A 17,861-nucleotide genomic window follows, 5' to 3' on the forward strand; every position below is an offset into this window, starting at 1 on the left:
TCAGCTTGCCGGCAGTGGCACGTTGATCAGTCCGGCTCACGCCGGAGAGCATGGGACCAGAGCCGTCCAGTTACACCACTGCAGTGGGCACGATCAACTAGAGCCCAAGATTACAATCCCAATCAACGAGAATGGAAGCGTAGATATCCACAAGACCGGACAGCCCCGAATGAGAAGGTTGGAAAGCTGGGTTCGAGAGTATCCCGGTCATTGGCTTTGCTATCATCACCGCTGGAAGCATAAGAAAGCAATATAGCGCTAATGAACACAATTTTAGCCTCAACAGGGAGCTGACGTTTCGACGCTTTTGGCACAGTCCCTGCCATCGGACGAAGCGATAGCGTTCGGAATGGCCCGATGCGCTTGGTCAATGTGTGGGGGAACCCGCGCTTATGCTTTACGTTCCCGCAATTTTTAATTTTGGCCACACTACTCTGGTTTGCCCTTCGATGGTGAAGCATTCTCCTCGCGCCAGCCCTCATGCCACGTCGTGAATTCCTCTCGAACATCGGTCGCTTAGTTTGCGATTAGTCAATGCGCGTGTGTGCCCTTCTTTCCAATCTGGCCCTGCACATGCTTGTGACACAGGAGTTCAGGAATGGCCGGAAGTTACGCTCTTTCCATGCTGAGAAGCATGGTATTTGCCGTTGGTATAATTGGTCTTGTGTTCGGACCGCTTGAGGTCACTGAAGCGGGGCAAGCAATAACACCTTCTCTCGCGCCAATGATTAGCCGTGTCATCCCGGCAATCGTAAGCATATCCGTGCGCGGAAAATCCAATGACGAGCAAGGTGACACTTTTTACCTTACACCGGGTGTCCAGAACAAGTCGCGTCCCTCCGACACCTCCGCCGGGCCGGTTTCTGAACTGGCTGGAACCGGGGTGATAGCTGACGCTGCGAACGGGTATATCCTCACGAACAATCATGTGATCGAAGGCGCCACATCGATCAAGGTGACACTTGCCAGTGGCGAAACATTTGACGCGGCCGCGATCGGGGTGGACGTTGAGACGGATCTGGCAGTGATCAAGATCCCCGTCGACGGATTGAGTGAGGCCGTGTTCGGAAATTCCAGCGACTTGAGAGTCGGCGACTATGTGGTTGCCATAGGAACCCCGTACGGCCTTGGCAAGTCGGTAACATTCGGCATCGTCAGCGCACTCGACCGGTCCGGACTTGGGCTGGATTCGCAAGAGGGGTTCATCCAGACCGATGCATCCTTGAATCCAGGAAATTCAGGCGGCGCCCTTGTCGACCTGGAAGGAAGAGTTGTGGGGATTAACACGGCAATCCTCGGGCCGTCGGGAGCCAACATCGGGATTGGATTCGCCGTACCCATCAATTCGGCGAGCGTGATTATGCGACAGCTCATCGCCCATGGTGAAATCCGCCGAGGTCAGCTTGGCGTGCAGGTGCAGGATAACAATTCTCGATGGCCATCCGCCAGGATGGCATGAGCTAGAACTGTCGACGTGCTGGTTCCGTCCCCAACGACCTCACCGGTCTTTTCCGCCGCCGAGCGTAGCATTCTGGCGCCCAAATTTTCTTCTGTATCCTTCAGGTCGAATTCTTTTGCGATGGTGACACCGTCGTTACATACAATCGGAGCCCCCCACTTCTTCTCAATGAGCACCGACTTCGACCGAGGGCCTAGCGTGATCCGCACCGCGTCGGCCAGTCTGCTTGCGCCTTGCAAAACCTTGCCTCGAGCTTCGGAATGGAAAAGAACCTGTTTGTGCGGCATGGAAAATCTCCTCGATTGTCCCCATACAATGACTGGCACATCGCGTACCAATGACTCGAATTGCCGCCAATGAAATTGATCCACCTCAAACGCCTTGTTTCATTTGCCAGCACTGAGTTTCTAAGTCGTCGGCCCGCCGAGCGGTGATCGCGCGCGGTTGGATATCCCAGTCGTTTGGTCAGTGCCTTCTGATTGAAGCGTAGCTACGCATTGCGGCAAGCAATGGGGCAATCAGCGACCATGGGCCTTGATGTACGCAACGAGATCCGCGATCTCGGACCGCGTCAGGGAAAAATTTGGCATACGAGAATTATGCTGGGCTGCGAGGAAGGTCGAAAGTGACTGATCATCGAAACGGTCCGACCGCCGGATTTGCGCGAAGGTCGGGATTTGATCGCTGCCTTGCTGCTGCTGCGGAGAGACGACGTGACATCCAGTGCACCAACGTTCGGCAATCTTTTGGCCATTCCCGCGATCGGCAGCCACACTCCCGCCCACGCACGCTGCCAAGAGCGTCGCTGAAGCGATAAAACATGTCTGTGCGGATCCTGACAACATCATTCCCTCGCTCTAGGTTAAACTCACCTGATCGCATCCCTGGCACAGCAAACTTTGGCGTGTCGCGGTCAATGGCCATTGCGCAGATGAAGTCATCGAAAGCCTCTTATTGATTGACGCGATGATACTGGAGAGTTGTTCAGGTGCCTTGATCTTCGTCAATGTCTGGAGCGAGACGCTATGTGTGCGGCGGTATCCGCGCGACTGCAGACGGATCCCGGCTTTCCTCCTCAGTGGTCGAGATCTCGGTCAAGGAAGGGTTCGTGACACTGAACGGAAAAGTTGACACCCCTCTTGACCGGGATGCTGCAAGGGTCGCAGCGGAAGCATTCCCGGCGTAAGAGGCGTCTCGACCAATATCAACATCGGCCACCACATGAGAGGTCGGATCGGGCCAGCGCCCTGAATTGACAGTTGTCAACAAGCCCACTTCGATTCTGGATCGCCTCCGAACACACAGTTTCAGGCCAGGATCCGGATCACAGCTGCTGCGGGAACGTTCTTGAAATCCCATTTTAACGGACATCAATGACCCGTTCCCAAGATACGGTAAGTTCTTAGCTATCCAAGAAGGAGTTCGGAGCCATGAGCATAAATACCGTCATGTGCGTCTTTAGCGTCGACGAATGGGAAACGGACGTTAAGACAGCTATCGAGTTCTGCGAGACCCAAGGCGCCCACCTGAATGCGGTCGTAATATGCATGTGCGCAGTTCCGCCAGTTGCGGTCTATCCTGTGACGACGACGTGGCTCGACGAACAACAAAAGGAAATTGATCGCCTTTCTGAAGCGGCAACAGCAATTCGCGAAGTTCTGGAACGGTCTGACTTGTCATTCGACATTCAAGAAATTTACACCGAGTTTGCATGGGCAGATCACGACATTGCCCAACATGCCCTCTATGCTGATATCATTCTGGTTGGCCCGGAGGCTGCCGGCAACGCGGCACTACAGCGGCGGATTATCGACGGCGCCCTATTCCAGTCGCCGACACCAATTCTCCTAAACCCTCGCCGGCAGGCAGTAAGCTCTTTCCCCTCCTCGGTCTTGCTCGCCTGGGATTCGAGTGATGAGGCAGCGCGTGCCACACGCCAGTCAATGGAGTTCCTGAAGGGATGTGAGGCGGTGCATGTAACGATGGTCGATCCGGTCGCTCGACGCTATGCGAATGGTGAGGAACCTGGAGTCGAGATCGCCACGTTTCTTTCACGGCACGGTATAAAAGCCGAGGTCGACCGAATTGCGAGCGGACATCTCAGCGTAGATACGGCCTTGCGCCAGCACGCCGTCGATGTCGGCGCCGACATGGTGGTCATGGGCGCCTATAACCACCCGCGACTTAAGCAGCGACTGTTCGGCGGCGTCACCCGTTCGATGTTAAAGAGTTGCCCTGTCCCGCTGTTCTTGGCACGCTAGTAAGCAATCGCCTAACTGAGACGGCCGGGAGGACCTCAAAAAACGGACGGCACCGTCAATTGAGAAGTTGGCGCAGTCGGCTCGAAAGCTCCTGCGCTGTATATGGCTTCTTAAGCCAGCTGGATATGGGCAGGGAACGTTTTGCTATACTCGGCTCTGCGTATCCGGATGTGAATAGCACTTTGAGGTCAGGCCTGTATAGCGTGGCCTGACGCGCAAGCTCGTCACCGGTCATTCCGCCCGGCATGACGATATCGGTAAATAGCAGATCGATCGGCTCGGTGCTTGAGAGCAGTTCGAGTGCACGCGTGGCATCAGGAGCTTCCAGAACTGAATAGCCAGCATTCACCAGCCGCGCGACGACGACCCGCCTTACACGCTCGTCATCCTCCACCACCAGAATGTGCTCGCTTCCGCCAGCCCCGTCTTCGCCGCCCGATGTCTTTCCCAACTGTGGAGTGACTTCAGCACCCACGGCAGGCAGATAAATTCTGACTGTTGTTCCCTTGTCCAGTTCACTGTAGAGCTGGATGTGTCCACCGAGCTGCTTCACAAAGCCATAGACCATGCTGAGGCCAAGGCCAGTCCCCGCGCCGATCCCCTTAGTGGTGAAGAAAGGCTCAAATGCGCGGTTCTTTACTTCCTCGCTCATTCCTTCTCCCGTGTCCGTCACTGCGACGAGAATATAGTTGCCGGGCTTCACTTCCGGATACATCTGTGCGTAGTCCGCATCGAGTTCAACCCGTGAGATGTCGAGCGTGAGACTACCACCACCCGGCATCGCATCTCGAGCGTTCAAAGCCAGGTTGAGCAAGGCGGCCTGAAGCTGTGACTTGTCCACCATGGCCATATGCTTGCTGCCCCTGATACTCGTTCGAAGCTCGATCGTTTCGCCCAGCGATCGTCTCAGGAGCTCAGAAAAACCCGACACAAGTGAACCGACATCGGTACTCTCCGGCTCGAGCGGCTGACGCCGACCGAAGGAGAGCAGCTGGCTCGTCAACTTTGCTCCGTCGTGTACGGCATCCTGAGCCTCGCGAAGCAGTTCGTGCTGGTAGTCGCCTTCCAACAGCGACTCGAGCATTTCGAGATTGCCACTGATCACCGTTAGGAGATTATTGAAGTCGTGAGCCAAACCTCCGGTCAACTGCCCTACGGCCTCCATCTTCTGAGACTGTCTAAGCTCTTCCTCGATGCGCTGCCGGCCGGTCAAGTCGCGAACAAATCCAGTAAATATTCGTGTTTCGTTCGAAACCGCTTCGCCGACCGCCAACTCCATCGGAAACAATGATCCATCCTTCTTGCGGCCCTTGACCACTCGCCCAAGACCGATGATCCTGCCTCTACCGGTGCGAAGGTAATCGGCGATGTACCTGTCGTGTTCCTCTCGGAAGGGCGATGGCATCAGCATGCGAACGTTGCGGCCGATGACTTCGCGAGAGCTGTAGCCGAACAATTTTTCTGCCGCACTGCTGAACGAGGTGATGGATCCGGACTCGTCGACCACGACCATTGAATCCGGGACTGTGTCCAGGATAGATCGAAGGTGCGCTTCGCGTTCGGCGAGATCGTCCTGGATTTTTCTGGTCTCCGAAACATCCGTATTCGTCTGAATGACCACCGGTGAAGAGGACTTCGCGTCGAAAACGACCCATCGCGTCGCGATCGTCATCGGGTGGCCATCCTTGTGACGATGCACAATGTCGCCTTCCCACGATAAGCCGGCAAATACGTCCCGGCGGATGTCTTCGATCGGCCGCGGCAGCTTCGTACGAAGCAGCCGGTGAACGACTTGCCCCACCGCCTCGGCACGCTTCCAACCATAAAGCCGCTCGCTACCGGACGTCCAGTGACTGATAACCCCATCCACGCCATGAATGATCACGCTCGTGTCATCGAATACGCGAGCAATGACATCGAGATCCTGCGCCGGAGCGAACGGAACGGTGGCATCCACTGGCATCGTGCCTTACCTTTCAATGACGGCAGCACCTTAGAGTATCATTGAGCTCATTATCGACGTCAGCATCGCCCTCTCCAGCCCGCAGTACAAGCGCCGACTTCTTCAATACGCGTATTTCGTGTCTTCGACCCGTCGAGAGAATGCCTTGTCCAGCCAGTTTCGTAACGGTCCGCGAGACCGTTTCAATCGTCAGACCGAGGTAGTCAGCAATATCCAGCCGGGTCATCGGGAGGCTGATCACGTCCCTGGCAAAACCCAGAGACGTGCTCTTGTGTAACTGGGCCAAGAGGAAGCTGCAAAGCCGTTCTTCCGCACTCTTGCAGGACAACAGGACCATCTGATCCTGCGCGGCGGCGACCTCGTCACAGAGTTGTGAGAGAAGTATGGGTCGCAGGTCAGGACGAGCCAGGAGTTGCTGGTCGAACGCCACTTTCGTCTGGCGCTGAAAGTGGACGTCGTCCAACGCCTCTGCACTGTAAAGATAGCGGTTCTTAAAAGAGACGCCCACGATGTCTCCCTTGGTCAAAAAGCCCGTGATCACACGACGTCCATCGTGAAGTTGCCGGCAGACGCGCAGATTTCCCTCGCGGATGGCAAAGAGATGCAGGGCGCGATCGCCTTCAAAAAAGACGATCTGACCAGCCGTTGCGTGCTCCAGGGGACTGCGGTCAAATAGTGTGGCCAGCGTGCAGGGCTCGCGTATCGCCGCAGCTTCCTGAAACAACGGTCTTATATTCGCCAGCATGATTTGCTCCCTCCAATCATGAGGCTGCAGTAAACAATGCTAGCGTTACGGCCGGATGCCTTTTCGGTGCCAGTTTGTCTAAGTTTTGTAACAATCTGTGACATATTGAGGACAGCGGACGTGGTGTTATCTTCTATACTACCCTGCGTCCTTTTTTAGCTTTTCGTTCCCGAACGATCAGTCCATCGCAGCGAGGCGCAAGCCGTGGTTGTGGGTGACGTTTGACGACGTTGTACCCTCTTCACGATTGTCTGCATCAACTCGAATACGTCGCTCGCCGCGCGAGTATCAACATTGCCTGTAGGCTCGCCAGCGAGAACCAGCGATGGCTCCATGGCGAGCGCTCGGGCAATCGCCACCTTGTTAACAGCCGCCCGACATCGCGACAATCGTCTCGCCATCTGGAAAGGCCAACCCAATCAAAAAGCTCGTCTACGCGCCGCGGCTGTCGCGCGTAGCGATGCAAGAGAGCGAGCGCGAACGCACCGAGGCCGGCCTCCAAGAGCGACCTGGCAAAGCCAAGAACGCCGCGCTGGTGTAACCGGCCCATGGCAGAATGAAAATTGCCTTCCGGCAGGAATGATTTGACATCGGTCAAAGTCTTTCTGGCAGATCAGCAATTAAGGTACGTCCGATATCCGGAGGAGCGTCGATGACCCTGCCTGCCCTAACATCGTCGGAGCTGAAAACACTATCGGTCGCCGTGCAGAACTGGTATCGCCACTACTGCGTACCCCTCGATACATCGGTATCTTGCCTCGTATGCGTGGCGGCGATTGAGATTTACCATCGCGGCGTCGTCAATGTTGACGATATTTCCGGGATCCTTATTGCGCGGCTTTCACCAGGGTCTGCCGCTACCCAAGCCGTTTCCGACACCATACACTAAGGGCTCGGCACGTTCGGCCAAGCCGCCAATGGACACTGGTTCCGTTCCAGGGCGTACTCGGCCGAGGCCAGCATTGCTGTTCTAGTCGATCTGCTTTGCCATTCGACCAGAAACATCATCCTGAAGATTCCATGGAAAAGATGCGGAGAGATATGCGCCGGTGGAACCTCGTCTAGCTTCAGCGAACCCATCTCCCACCAGTTTCTGTGCGCCGCAACAAAGTCCGTGCGTGGAGGTCGGCAAATTCCTGGCAACGTCCTTCAAGCACGACGCGTCGCGGGCATCGTTTCGATGGCCAGTCTTCCACTTGAAGGCAAACTTTGGGGTTCCGTCTCATCGAGTCGACTTTGCGCATTGAAAGACCCTAAAAGCGACGCTCGCCTCAAACGCGAAATAAACAGGAACGACGTAGGGCTGTTTTCATTACTACAAGCCAAGAGACCGAAGTGCGCACTTTTCAGCATGTCCAGGCATTCTCTATATGTCAGTTTTCCTAGGGCCGTCGACATTGCGATCGCTCCCGTTCACGGTCCATCTTTGATCGATCTTTGCAGGTGAAAGTCGGACCGGGCCACGTCGCTGGTCGGACGATACATAAGGACGCTGATGACCGCAGCGATCATCACAATGAGTACTAGCAGCAACGCATGGTCAATGAAGAGCCAACGTAGCAATTTCAAGCCATCCCGAGCGTGCATTGCAACCCCACCAATTCCAGCAGGGCTAGTTTCGGCCGTATTAATTTCTGTTGGCTCCTCCATCAACCGCGGACCGCGAGATTGTTGGTCACGCTTACGACGCCCGGAATCGACCAGGCCGCCCGTTCCGCGGCAGTCCGTTCCCGCCAACCCGTGACGCCGCCCTTCAGGGTCACGTTGCCATCCAGGACGGCGACTTCGACACGTTCCGCCTCGACGTCGGCATTGCGTTTGAGCGCCCCTTCAATGCGCTTCTTCACATCGGGGATTGAGGCGGAAGGTTTGATCGAGAGGACGTTCGTCACACCCACAACACCGCCGAGCTTCATAACCGCCCGCTCTGCCGCAACCCGCTGGAAATGCCACTGGACCTCGCCAGTCAGCGTCACCCAACCCTTCTGAACTTTCACGCCGATCGCGCCATTCGGCAAGAGCGCATCCCATTCGATGATATCCAGCGCGCGCGCCGCGATCTCGTCGTCTGCATGTCGCTTGTGGCCCTGGAACCTGACTTCAAGCGTCTCGGCGAGGGCACGCACGCCTTTGACCCGCTTTACCGCCATTTCTGCGGCGATCTTTTCGGCATAGCTACCGACATGGCCGGAAAGTGTGACGACGCCCTCTTCAACCGCGACGCCGATATTGGCCGCATCTATGCTCGGGTCGAATACGAGTTCGTCGATGATATTTTGGCGTAAGGCGAGATCGTTCATGACATTCCTCCATTGAACAATACTCATCGAGGGCAAGCCTCACGTTTTATGATCCTCTCACTTTCACCGCACTACATTGCGTGTGATCAAATCATCAAAAATAGCGCCTCAGCGAGCATCTGTGCAGCATTATGTGCCCGGAACCCGGTGCATGAAATCAGAGACTTACATGGCCGCGCGGACAATTTTCCGGTGCGCTGAGCAGCCCTTCTCAAATGGTCGAACCAGACAGAGCTCTTTGTTGGTTCCCCTCGCTATGGTGGTACGCCCGCGACAATTGTCATGCAGGACGTCACGTCGATCGGGATATCGTTCAGGATGGTTCCAGTTCAAACAACATCATGCGGGGGCTTGCCGATGACCTCTTTGATGCTGGATGCCGCTGACGAACGCAGGCGTGATCTCGACAAGAAGATAGCCGAACCATGTCGCGTGACCTCGGGCCTTTGAGCGACGAGCGCGTGCTCGAACCAGGACAATTGGCAGCGCAACTGTCAGCTGGTGCATGGGTAAGCCCTTGCCCCAAGAACGTAGGTCGTCAGGTGCCGCGTCCGCTCAGGATCTCATTCTCGGCCATTGCGCAAGCGCATGATTGTGGGCCCGTTTTTTGAAGCCCAACATGTCTAAATCTCGTGCAAAATAGCGCCACGCGGCGGCAAATGGCTCCTCACAGCCTCCTCATGCACACCTCAGGAGACCCGACCCTCTTGCCAAGCATGCACCAGCAGGGCCGACAGGACAGCGTGCAGGACGACTGCTGGCCAAAGCAGAACGCCCATTGGTCCGTGAGCGAGACCGAGATAGGCGAGGTACAGCGTCACGATCGTGCTGTAGAAGAGCATGCCTTCGAGGGGCCGACCCCGCCAGCAGGCGATCCCCAGTCCGATCAGCGCCATGCCAGCGACGCGCGCGGCGGCGACCGCGACGCCCACCAGCGCCTCCCCAAGCAGCAACTCACCGACGAGCGCGGGAATTGCGACCAACGCGAGACCGGTCACGATTTCACCGATGGCCGCGACAGCAATTGTGTGGTTGGTCACGCCGATCCTCCTCTCTGACACTCCGGTCAGGACGACGCTTCAGCACTAACATGGCGGCAGCGGATAATAGCCGCAGCCCGACGGAGGATAATAGGGTCGATAATAGGGGCGGTCGTAGGTGGCTGCGGCGGCGCCGGCGGCGGCCGCACCGTACCAGGCTCCCCGATACGCAGTGCGACGCGCCACGCCCGCAAAGGACATCGGCGTTCTCGGCATGCCAATGATGTCGATGAAGATCGATGCCGGGCCATTTGCTTCGGCAAGGTTGCCCTCCAGCACATCCACCTTGAACGTCAGGTTCGTGCCTTCGAGCTTCGGTTCCTTCAGAACGACGACGGCGTCCTCGACGCCGGACGCGTCCTTGTTCAGCACCGAGACGGTGGCGTTCGGCGGATCCTTTTCGAAGCTACCGCCCTGAGCCCACTCTTCCAGCAAGTGCGCGGTGAGCGCATGGCCGGCGGAGCGGACCGGCCGGTCGGCAAACAGAATTGAGTTGCTGGAAACGCTCGTCAGAGTCAGCGTGTCGCCCTTTAGGGTCGCGCCATCGGAATTCATCACGATCAGAGAGGGGACGAGTTCGGTCTTCTGTGTGCTCGATGTGCCGATGGACTTCGTCGCCGGAGCGGTGATGGCGTTTTCGGCTATTACTGTCGACGATGTGAGAACGCCGAGCGTCGCAGCGACCGCAAGGGTGCTGAAGGTGTGTTTGAGGCTCATTGGTTGCTCCTCCCTAGCTCGAACACTAGCTTGTCGATCTTGCCGGTGAACTTGAACGGCGTATCATAGCGATACTCCACGAGCGCGACGCCTGTGCGCGTGTCCTGGCCGACGTCGAAGGTCTCGTCCTCCGGGAACGTCACCGGGATGCCGTGTTCCAGCGAGTTGCGAGCTACTTCTTGTCCGTCAACGGAGAGGATGCCCATACCGCCTGTACCAAGATTGGTACCGTCCGCCTTGTAGTCGAAGGTGATCCGGTGCTTGCCTGCTTCCAGCTCGGGCCCTTCCCACATGGTCCGCTTCAGGTCGAGCAAGTTGTAGAGGAACACCACCTTGCCTCGTCCGACGCCAAAGTCGCCCTTGCTCAGGAACAGGCCGTAGCCGCCGAAGCGACCACCCTCCGTGACGATCATGCCCTCTCCACCGCCCTCGGGAATGTCGACATCGGCGGTGATAGTATAGGATTTGTTCCTGATGTCGGGCGCCGCAGTCGCAGGGACGCCACTCAGTTCGCCCGAATAGGAGAACTCGGTGCGCCCCGCCGTAAGGTTTGGGCGCAGCGTGTTCCAGCGAGCAAGTGTCGAGTTGTCGAGCGGCAACACATTGTACTTCTTTGCCTCGGAGTAGAAGAGGTCCTGCATCTGCTTCAGCTTCTCTGGCATGGCAGCCGCAAGGTCGTTGGCCTGGGTTGGATCATCCACTACGTTGTAGAGTTCCCAGTCGTAGCCGGTGATGACGTCAGGCGGCGTCTTGGTGCTGAGTTCCCACGGCAGCGTGGCCGGTGTCGTGGCAGCCACCCAACCGTCGTGATAGATGGCGCGGTTGCCGAGCATCTCGAAATATTGCGTGTCATGCCGGGTGGGGGCGTTCGCGTTGGCCTTGTCCCAGGTGTAGACCATGCTCACACCTTCGATCGGGCTCTGCGGAATGCCGTTGATCATGTCCGGCGCCGGAATGCTCGCTGCCTCAAGTATGGTCGGCACGATGTCAATGACGTGATGGAACTGGCGCCTTACACCGCCGGCATCAGTGATATGGCCGGGCCACGACATGACGACGCCCTGCGACGTTCCTCCGAAATGCGAGGGTACCTGCTTGACCCACTTGAACGGCGTATCCATCGCCCAGGCCCAGCCGGCAGCATAGTGCGGGAAGGTTCGTTCCGAACCCCAGAATGGATACCAGAGGAACTGGTCCTTGACCGGCACCGAGACACCGTTGAAGGTAGTGAACTCGTTCGGAGTGCCGTTGACCATTCCCTCAGCGCTCGCGCCATTGTCGCCGCCGATGTAGATGATCAGCGTGTTATCGAGTTCGCCGAGATCATCAACCGCCTGGACGACGCGTCCGATCTCGTGGTCGGCATAGGCGAGATAGGCACCGTAGATATCCGCCTGCCGGGTGAACAGTTTCTTCTCCTCGAAACTTAGTGAATCCCATTGCGGCAGGCCATCTGGCCAGGGCGTAAGCCTGGCGTCCTGAGGCATGATGCCGAGCCGCTTCTGGTTGGCAAAGATCGTTTCGCGCACCTTGTTCCAGCCATCGTCAAACAAGTGCATATCGCTGATCTTCTTGATCCATTCCGGCGTCGGATGGTGGGGCGCATGGGTGGCGCCCGGCACATAGTAGACGAGCCATGGCTTGCCGGGGGCAATCTCCTTCAATTGCTTGATGTAGCCGATCGCTTCATCCGCCATTGCCGTCTCCAGGTTCCAGCCGGGATTGCCGTCGAAGGGGTAGATTGCCGTCGTGTTGCGGTACAGGTTCGGTTGCCACTGACTGGCATCGCCGCCGACGAAGCCGTAGAAGTAGTCGAAGCCCATGCCATTCGGCCACTGGTTGAAGGGGCCGGCTTGGCTTGACTGGTAGGACGGCGTGTTGTGGTTCTTGCCAAACCACGACGTGGCGTATCCGTTCTCCTTCAGGATGGTGCCGATGGTGCCCTTCTCGATCGGGATAATGGAATCGTAGCCGGGAAAGCCTGTCGCGATTTCACCCACGACGCCGAAGCCGACCGAATGATGGTTGCGCCCGGTAATCAGCGCAGCCCGCGTCGGTGAACAGAGCGACGTGGAGTGGAAATTCGTGAAGCGAAGCCCCTCCTTGGCAATACGATCCATCGTCGGCGTGGGAATAACGCCGCCGAAGGTGCTGGGCGCTCCGAACCCCTGGTCATCCGTCATGATGAGCAGCACGTTGGGCGCACCCTTGGGTGGCACGACGCGTGGGGCCCACCATGGCGTCGATTCGGATGCCTTCTGGTTGATCACGCCACCGAATTTCGGGTCAGGTGGCGGCAACTGCTGTCCGGTAATCGTTGTCGTCGCGCCTGGCGAACCCAGCGTTCCGGTGACCTGCTGAGTCAGTCCCGTTGTGCATCCGAGACCAACCAAACCCGCACATACAAGCAAACTGCGAACGATTGTCATCTCGGCAGCTCCCCTCAAGCGTCACAACCGGATTTCTCGCACACAATATTTTAGGGACCGCTAAACTAGCATGCAGGCGGGCCCGCGTCGAGCGATGCTTGTGTTACCCTACAGCGTACGTCTTGCGCCAAAGACAAGCCTCTGCGGCTCGTTCCGTATTCCAATCGATCAAGGATAGGGTCTGCGGAGCGGCTGCTAAAGGTATGAAACGCGTAGATAGATTGGAATGGCTAGCGTGTCCGTCTTGCCCAGACCTTACTGCTTCGATCATCCTTCAGTGATCGGATGCTCCGCTCGTCGCGCTGCTATGGGAGACCCTTCTACACCCGCTAAACACGATGGGAAACCTCGATACATGACGGTCACCGTCCCCCGACTAACGACTAAGTTCCCGCAGGATGGCGCGCGTCAGTTCCCCGCTTCCGAAGATGACATACCGTTTCTGCGCCGCGTTCAGGTCGACAGTCTAGCCCAAGCAATGCAACACCCTTCTATCGCGTGGGTGTCGTTCTTGATCTCCGCAATTCGGTGGCCTAGGTGCTCCGCCTCGCAAAGAAATCGACCCTCTTCTTCAGAAGTCCGGAGATTGCATGTTCGAAGGTTTCGGTTCCGGCTAACCGAGTGCTTACGCACTCTTCTACCAAATAGCGCCTGAAGACAGACCACCTAAAATATAGCTACATGATGCCTCACATGTGAAAACAAGAATGTTGCACTTTGCGGCATGTCAAAGTTCGTCTTCGCGGTTGCTTTTAAGATTAGAACGTCGAACCGTAGAAGGAGGCTTCCCATGACAGATGTATTTCTGCGGCAATTTGTGTTAGACGAGCTCGAATTCGAGCCGAGCATAAACGCAGCACATATTGGTGTTACGGCCGAAGGTGGCGTCGTCACGCTCACCGGACACGTTGCAACCTATGCTGAAAAGGATGCCGCCGAACGTGCGGCGCGGCGCGTGACAGGTGTACATGCCATCGCTCAGGAAATAGAAGTTCGCCCCTACGGCACACACATCACGGCCGATGACGAGATTGCCAGACGTGCAGTCAGTACGCTCTCATGGCGCACGACGGTTCCAAGGGACGCGGTTAATGTAAGGGTACAGAATGGCTGGGTGACCCTCGAAGGCAAGGTTGAATGGCAGTATCAACGGAAAGCGGCAGCAGATTCCATTCGCGATCTCGCCGGTGTCGTTGGGATCTCCAACCTTATAACCGTCGCTCCACGGGCAACATCCGGTGACGTCAAACGACGGATCGAAGAAGCGTTCCGACGGGACGCGGAACTTGAGGCCCGAGCTATTCGAGTAAACGTCCTTGATGGCAAGGTCACTCTTGATGGAACAGTCAAACGTTTATCCGAGCGCAAGGCCGCCGAGAACGCTGCTTGGTCGGCCGCCGGCGTGAAGTCGGTGGAGGATCATCTTCGCATTGGCTAATGCGTCAGGGAATTCGGGGTATTGCCGTAAAGCATCGCGCCCCGTTTCCTGCCCCATAATCACAGAATATTAATACTGCAATCACGCCAATTCGAGCGTGAAGGCGATGCATCAAACCGTACCCTTTGCTGGCATGCCTTCTCCGGTGGCGCCAACAAAAAAATCTCGCCGTCTCTAACCGAAACTCCTTTTTACACGGACCCAAAGAAGCCACAGCGACTTGATGCCCTCGCCGTCCTTGGCGCCATCCTTGTAGACGGAATAGAAGTGACCACAGGGTGAAATTTTCGAGTTGGCAATTTCGTTGTCCCGCGCCTGGTAGCGATGCCGAACGCACCCGTCGCCGGTATTGCGGATGTCCTTTCAGATCAATCGCAGCCCGGAAAGTGCCGGACCCGGTGTGTTGCACATCATGTAGATAAGCTTGTCTCGGTAGCTTCCCTCCGTTTCCGCTGCCGTGAAATGACCGTCGACCACGAAATCATGTAGTTCGATGAAGCTGTGATTGATTTCAATAGCCCGTAGGCTCCCACCGCCATTGACCACAGAGGCACCGGCGCCTCGAATGACCACGGGCTTTCCCGTCTCGCCTGGACGAACAGACCTGATGTCTTGCAGGCAGAGCCCGGGAGCCAGAATAATGGTATCCCCCACTTTGGCCGTCGCAAGCGCTCGCTGGATGGTCAGCCACTCATCTTTTCCGTCGGATTATGGACCGCATTGATCGTTGCCGCCTCGGTGAAGCGGGCCTCCCGCCAGCGTCGCAAAGGTGAAAAGTCCCAATAAGCCCGGTCTTTGGGGCGATCTCGCTCCTGTGAGGATCGAGTTTCCTCGGTAGCTGGTCAGTCCGGTCCGTGAACGGTCCTGTCTGTGCCGACGAAACCCGCTATTGCCACGTCACTTTGCGCTCGGCCACCAAGATGGCCAGTTCCACTGCGAGTTCTTCGATGCTGAAAGGCTTCAAAAGACGCCGAACCCTGCAAAAACGGTCGGGAATGCCGCTTTCATTGCCGGCTGTAGCAAATACGAACGGCACCCGTGCTTGATCCAGCCTGTCTGCAACGGGGTATACCAGATCGCTACCGAGATGGATGTCCAGGACGGCGATATCGATATTTCTAGCCTCCAGGTTCAACAGGCTGCTTTCCAGATCAGGAAATGGGCCGATCACCTCGCTGCCCTGGTCTTCAAGCGCAAGGGTTACATTGCTTGCCTGTAAGTAGTCGTCTTCGACCACAAGAACACGCTTGCCGACTAGGTCGATGAAATTCATCTGGCGCTCCCCGGTCCGAACGAAATCGCCGTATGCATGAGTATCGACTTTATGCCTCGATGCAGGCACGAGCCTGAACGTTAAGTATGTTCATCTTTTGACAAGTTTGTCCGTCGGCTTTTCCGCGCCGGGACACGTTCGTCAAGCACGGCGCGGAAGCCTGGCATAGGCATGATGTCTGATCCCAGCCACCAGGCTTCCGCCCATCCTCTCAAGAGGACAGCTTCATATTAGGCTGCACTCACGTGAGCGCCAAGTTGGACTAAGGTCCATGCAATCAGCAACGCCTTGTTGACCAGGTTTCCCTTTATTCGTCTGGAGTTTCCGGAGCGGAAGTCTCCAGCGAACCTCGGATCTGGTCGATCTTCCCGTCCGCTTCGCCAACGCCGAGGATTGCCTTTGCCTGGTCAAGAACGGCAGGGCTGACTTGCCCTGTCTTCGTTGCGGATGCCAGAGCATCCTCCAAGGCCTCGTCACCCAAGATCGGGTCATCGACCGACGGCTCAGTTCCGTTATCGATCTCATACTGGGCATAGGCAACCGCGTAGGCCGCAATCGCGGTCATCTTCGGGTCAGACGTGTGCAGATAGGCCTTGTAGTTCCGTTTCAGCGAGTTGAGACCAGCAAGCTGTGCGGCAGTGTTTTTCTCCTGGGTAGCAGTGGTTGGCTTGTCAGCTTTTGCGGACTGCGATTTCCTACCAGCGTCACTGAAAGACTTACTCGCGTTGCCCTGAGATTTCGCGTTGCCATGAGTTGAAGCCCCGCTCTTGCTGCCGCTGTCTCCGTGTGTGCCGTTATTTCCCCGGCTACCGCTGCTTCCGTGGCTGCCGCCACTGCTGCCACCACCGTTTCCACCCCCGTTCCCGCCGCCGTTTCCGCCGCCTTTTGCCATCGCAACGGTGTCGAACCCACCAACGGCAAGCGGGAACGTTGCAACAGCGAGGGTGAGTACCGCCGTGGAGGCCAATGTGGTGATGCGCATCGTCTGGTCCAATCAATATATGCGAGTAAAATCGCGTGCTTCGCTTGTTTAAGATGATGACAATCTAAACGGTGGTTATTGATTGCACATCGGACTGAGGTCCTATCTGGATCGGACAATGGTCCTGTTTTGCCTTCTATCGTGACAATGCCGGACTCAAAGCATTCCCGCCCGGGATACTCCAAGAAACAGGTCGAGCGCTGGCTGGAGGGCATTCGCCGCCTCGCCCGCGAACTGGAGTCCGCATAACAGAGTAACGCCCGGCGTGGCTTGCCGGGCGCGGAAGGAAACAAGAGTAACATTGGGTCCGCTCAATATAGCCCTTCCGCCGCCCACCCTACAAGCCCGCCGGTAACGCCTTCGAAAGGCGGACCGCATGCAAGGCAGGTATTGATATGCGCGGCGGGCGCTCCATCCCCGCCAAAAATGCCCCATTGCCGGGGCCGCTCTCTCCCGCCGAATCTCAAAGCGTTGCCTTTTTGGAAATATTTCCCCGCTAACCGCGCATAGTCGCTCGTGCCGCCACCAAAGGAGGCGCGCCGATGGCCGATGACGGAAGCGGCATTGTTCAGTTCCCGGTTACGATGCGGGAATTCACGTTCGGCCCGCGCGAGGCGATACGGCGCCGCGAATGGCTCATCCCCGGCCTTGCCATGAAAAAGCATATCTCCGAGTTGGTCGCTCAGACGTCTACGGGAAAGACGAGCTTTACCGTGGCCCTCGGCATGCTCGCAGCCTGTGGGCGTCAGTTCGGGCCATTCAAGCCGCGCCGAAAATTGCGGATTGCAGCCGTCTGCGCCGAGGAGGACTACGAGGAAGCATACAGGAGGGTCGGGGCGACAGCCGATTGCTTCGATATCGAGCCTAGAAGGGATTTCGCGGATGGCACCTTCAAATACGTCCAGTTCGCGAATTCTCCGCCCCTTGCCATTGCCGACAAGCGCGGCAAGGGATCACCGACAAGGGCCGCCGATCCCCGTCGGCCCCGGACTGATCTGCGTTCACGGATCGATGAACCACGAGGCCTTGCAAATGAGGCTCGATTATATCGCCAGCGATCCGCGCCCGGAACGCGAGAAGGAGCGGAAATGGCTTTGCCGCTGTTTGGAGCGGGGCCAATGACGCTGTGGGCGGCTGGCCGCCATGCTCGCCGCCCTCCATTTCGGGATAGGATTAAACGCCATGTCCCCAGGTAGCGATATCATTGCCGACCTTGCCGAGCGCCGCCGATCAACGCCGCGCTGTTAGATGGAT

The 17,861-nt window shown here is 57.2% G+C and carries 16 protein-coding genes and 2 pseudogenes; 6 read left to right on the top strand and 12 right to left on the bottom strand.

Annotation, left to right across the window (positions count from 1 at the left end):
- Positions 1 to 724 precede the first annotated feature (724 nt).
- The gene (locus FHX16_RS27140) at positions 725 to 1,459 is read left to right on the top strand and encodes a S1C family serine protease (protein ID WP_259131469.1); all 735 of its coding nucleotides are present in this window, start codon (positions 725 to 727) and stop codon (positions 1,457 to 1,459) included.
- Here FHX16_RS27140 and FHX16_RS27145 read toward each other — a convergent pair.
- Together FHX16_RS27145 and FHX16_RS27150 are read right to left on the bottom strand one after the other, a co-directional pair.
- Positions 1,420 to 1,746 (bottom strand): annotated as a pseudogene (locus FHX16_RS27145) (TCP-1/cpn60 chaperonin family protein); the annotation flags it as partial. The gene FHX16_RS27140 and the pseudogene FHX16_RS27145 sit on opposite strands and share 40 nt — an antisense overlap.
- 231 nt (positions 1,747 to 1,977) lie before the next feature.
- Positions 1,978 to 2,307 (bottom strand): c-type cytochrome, encoded by a 330-nt coding sequence (locus tag FHX16_RS27150; protein WP_310503156.1) that lies wholly within the window; start codon positions 2,305 to 2,307, stop codon positions 1,978 to 1,980.
- Positions 2,308 to 2,465: 158 nt separating this feature from the next.
- On the opposite strand from FHX16_RS27150, the gene FHX16_RS31695 reads away from it, so the two are divergent.
- Positions 2,466 to 2,645 carry a BON domain-containing protein gene (locus tag FHX16_RS31695; protein WP_183864909.1) on the top strand — a complete coding sequence of 60 codons (180 nt, stop codon included), beginning with the start codon at positions 2,466 to 2,468 and terminating at the stop codon, positions 2,643 to 2,645.
- A gap of 244 nt (positions 2,646 to 2,889) precedes the next feature.
- The gene (locus FHX16_RS27155) at positions 2,890 to 3,720 is read left to right on the top strand and encodes a universal stress protein (RefSeq protein WP_183864910.1); all 831 of its coding nucleotides are present in this window, start codon (positions 2,890 to 2,892) and stop codon (positions 3,718 to 3,720) included.
- A gap of 55 nt (positions 3,721 to 3,775) precedes the next feature.
- Here FHX16_RS27155 and FHX16_RS27160 read toward each other — a convergent pair whose 3' ends face one another.
- From FHX16_RS27160 to FHX16_RS27170, 3 genes and pseudogenes are all read right to left on the bottom strand, one after another.
- On the bottom strand, positions 3,776 to 5,683 hold the full coding sequence (locus FHX16_RS27160; RefSeq protein ID WP_259131388.1) for a PAS domain-containing sensor histidine kinase: 1,908 nt from the start codon (positions 5,681 to 5,683) through the stop codon (positions 3,776 to 3,778).
- A gap of 13 nt (positions 5,684 to 5,696) precedes the next feature.
- On the bottom strand, positions 5,697 to 6,428 hold the full coding sequence (locus FHX16_RS27165; protein ID WP_183864912.1) for a Crp/Fnr family transcriptional regulator: 732 nt from the start codon (positions 6,426 to 6,428) through the stop codon (positions 5,697 to 5,699).
- 133 nt (positions 6,429 to 6,561) lie between these two features.
- Positions 6,562 to 6,882, bottom strand: a pseudogene (locus tag FHX16_RS27170) (hypothetical protein); the annotation flags it as partial.
- 198 nt (positions 6,883 to 7,080) lie between these two features.
- Here FHX16_RS27170 and FHX16_RS27175 point away from each other — a divergent pair.
- Positions 7,081 to 7,317 (top strand): hypothetical protein, encoded by a 237-nt coding sequence (locus tag FHX16_RS27175; protein ID WP_183864913.1) that lies wholly within the window; start codon positions 7,081 to 7,083, stop codon positions 7,315 to 7,317.
- Between the two features lie 760 nt (positions 7,318 to 8,077).
- Here FHX16_RS27175 and FHX16_RS27180 read toward each other — a convergent pair.
- The 4 genes from FHX16_RS27180 to FHX16_RS27195 all read right to left on the bottom strand — a co-directional run bounded on the left by FHX16_RS27180 (position 8,078) and on the right by FHX16_RS27195 (position 12,914).
- Positions 8,078 to 8,728 carry a BON domain-containing protein gene (locus FHX16_RS27180; protein ID WP_183864914.1) on the bottom strand — a complete coding sequence of 217 codons (651 nt, stop codon included), beginning with the start codon at positions 8,726 to 8,728 and terminating at the stop codon, positions 8,078 to 8,080.
- Between the two features lie 689 nt (positions 8,729 to 9,417).
- Entirely contained in the window at positions 9,418 to 9,768 is a 351-nt protein-coding gene (locus tag FHX16_RS27185; protein WP_259131391.1) for a hypothetical protein, read from the bottom strand.
- Positions 9,769 to 9,813: 45 nt separating this feature from the next.
- Positions 9,814 to 10,485 (bottom strand): hypothetical protein, encoded by a 672-nt coding sequence (locus FHX16_RS27190; protein WP_183864915.1) that lies wholly within the window; start codon positions 10,483 to 10,485, stop codon positions 9,814 to 9,816.
- A complete protein-coding gene (locus FHX16_RS27195) occupies positions 10,482 to 12,914 on the bottom strand; it encodes an arylsulfatase (protein ID WP_259131393.1) in 2,433 nt (810 codons plus the stop codon). The genes FHX16_RS27190 and FHX16_RS27195 overlap by 4 nt, the downstream gene beginning before the upstream one ends.
- Before the next feature lie 790 nt (positions 12,915 to 13,704).
- Between FHX16_RS27195 and FHX16_RS27200 the strand changes: the two genes are divergently transcribed.
- Positions 13,705 to 14,352: a BON domain-containing protein gene (locus FHX16_RS27200; RefSeq protein WP_183864917.1), complete on the top strand. Its 648-nt coding sequence runs from the start codon at positions 13,705 to 13,707 to the stop codon at positions 14,350 to 14,352.
- A gap of 363 nt (positions 14,353 to 14,715) precedes the next feature.
- Here the strand turns inward: FHX16_RS27200 and FHX16_RS27205 are convergent, their stop codons facing one another.
- The 3 genes from FHX16_RS27205 to FHX16_RS27215 all read right to left on the bottom strand — a co-directional run bounded on the left by FHX16_RS27205 (position 14,716) and on the right by FHX16_RS27215 (position 16,607).
- Positions 14,716 to 14,925, bottom strand: coding sequence for a hypothetical protein (locus FHX16_RS27205; protein ID WP_183864918.1), 210 nt, complete (start codon positions 14,923 to 14,925; stop codon positions 14,716 to 14,718).
- A 313-nt stretch (positions 14,926 to 15,238) separates the two neighbouring features.
- Positions 15,239 to 15,625 (bottom strand): response regulator, encoded by a 387-nt coding sequence (locus FHX16_RS27210; RefSeq protein WP_183864919.1) that lies wholly within the window; start codon positions 15,623 to 15,625, stop codon positions 15,239 to 15,241.
- Between the two features lie 307 nt (positions 15,626 to 15,932).
- Positions 15,933 to 16,607 carry a hypothetical protein gene (locus FHX16_RS27215; protein WP_183864920.1) on the bottom strand — a complete coding sequence of 225 codons (675 nt, stop codon included), beginning with the start codon at positions 16,605 to 16,607 and terminating at the stop codon, positions 15,933 to 15,935.
- A gap of 542 nt (positions 16,608 to 17,149) precedes the next feature.
- Here FHX16_RS27215 and FHX16_RS27220 point away from each other — a divergent pair.
- Positions 17,150 to 17,803 carry an AAA family ATPase gene (locus FHX16_RS27220; RefSeq protein WP_183864921.1) on the top strand — a complete coding sequence of 218 codons (654 nt, stop codon included), beginning with the start codon at positions 17,150 to 17,152 and terminating at the stop codon, positions 17,801 to 17,803.
- Positions 17,804 to 17,861 lie beyond the last annotated feature (58 nt).

This window comes from Rhizobium sp. BK661, from assembly GCF_024808825.1.
Lineage (GTDB): Bacteria > Pseudomonadota > Alphaproteobacteria > Rhizobiales > Rhizobiaceae > Rhizobium.

Bases quoted from the DNA above. Each gene is read 5' to 3' on its own strand.
- FHX16_RS27180 (WP_183864914.1), bottom strand. From the start codon at position 8,728: ATGAACGATCTCGCCTTACGCCAAAATATCATCGACGAACTCGTATTC.
- FHX16_RS31695 (WP_183864909.1), top strand. From the start codon at position 2,466: ATGTCTGGAGCGAGACGCTATGTGTGCGGCGGTATCCGCGCGACTGCA.
- FHX16_RS27215 (WP_183864920.1), bottom strand. From the start codon at position 16,607: ATGCGCATCACCACATTGGCCTCCACGGCGGTACTCACCCTCGCTGTT.
- FHX16_RS27150 (WP_310503156.1), bottom strand. From the start codon at position 2,307: ATGATGTTGTCAGGATCCGCACAGACATGTTTTATCGCTTCAGCGACG.
- FHX16_RS27165 (WP_183864912.1), bottom strand. From the start codon at position 6,428: ATGCTGGCGAATATAAGACCGTTGTTTCAGGAAGCTGCGGCGATACGC.
- FHX16_RS27140 (WP_259131469.1), top strand. From the start codon at position 725: ATGATTAGCCGTGTCATCCCGGCAATCGTAAGCATATCCGTGCGCGGA.
- FHX16_RS27210 (WP_183864919.1), bottom strand. From the start codon at position 15,625: ATGAATTTCATCGACCTAGTCGGCAAGCGTGTTCTTGTGGTCGAAGAC.
- FHX16_RS27160 (WP_259131388.1), bottom strand. From the start codon at position 5,683: ATGCCAGTGGATGCCACCGTTCCGTTCGCTCCGGCGCAGGATCTCGAT.
- FHX16_RS27175 (WP_183864913.1), top strand. From the start codon at position 7,081: ATGACCCTGCCTGCCCTAACATCGTCGGAGCTGAAAACACTATCGGTC.
- FHX16_RS27155 (WP_183864910.1), top strand. From the start codon at position 2,890: ATGAGCATAAATACCGTCATGTGCGTCTTTAGCGTCGACGAATGGGAA.
- FHX16_RS27195 (WP_259131393.1), bottom strand. From the start codon at position 12,914: ATGACAATCGTTCGCAGTTTGCTTGTATGTGCGGGTTTGGTTGGTCTC.
- FHX16_RS27190 (WP_183864915.1), bottom strand. From the start codon at position 10,485: ATGAGCCTCAAACACACCTTCAGCACCCTTGCGGTCGCTGCGACGCTC.
- FHX16_RS27220 (WP_183864921.1), top strand. From the start codon at position 17,150: ATGGCCGATGACGGAAGCGGCATTGTTCAGTTCCCGGTTACGATGCGG.
- FHX16_RS27200 (WP_183864917.1), top strand. From the start codon at position 13,705: ATGACAGATGTATTTCTGCGGCAATTTGTGTTAGACGAGCTCGAATTC.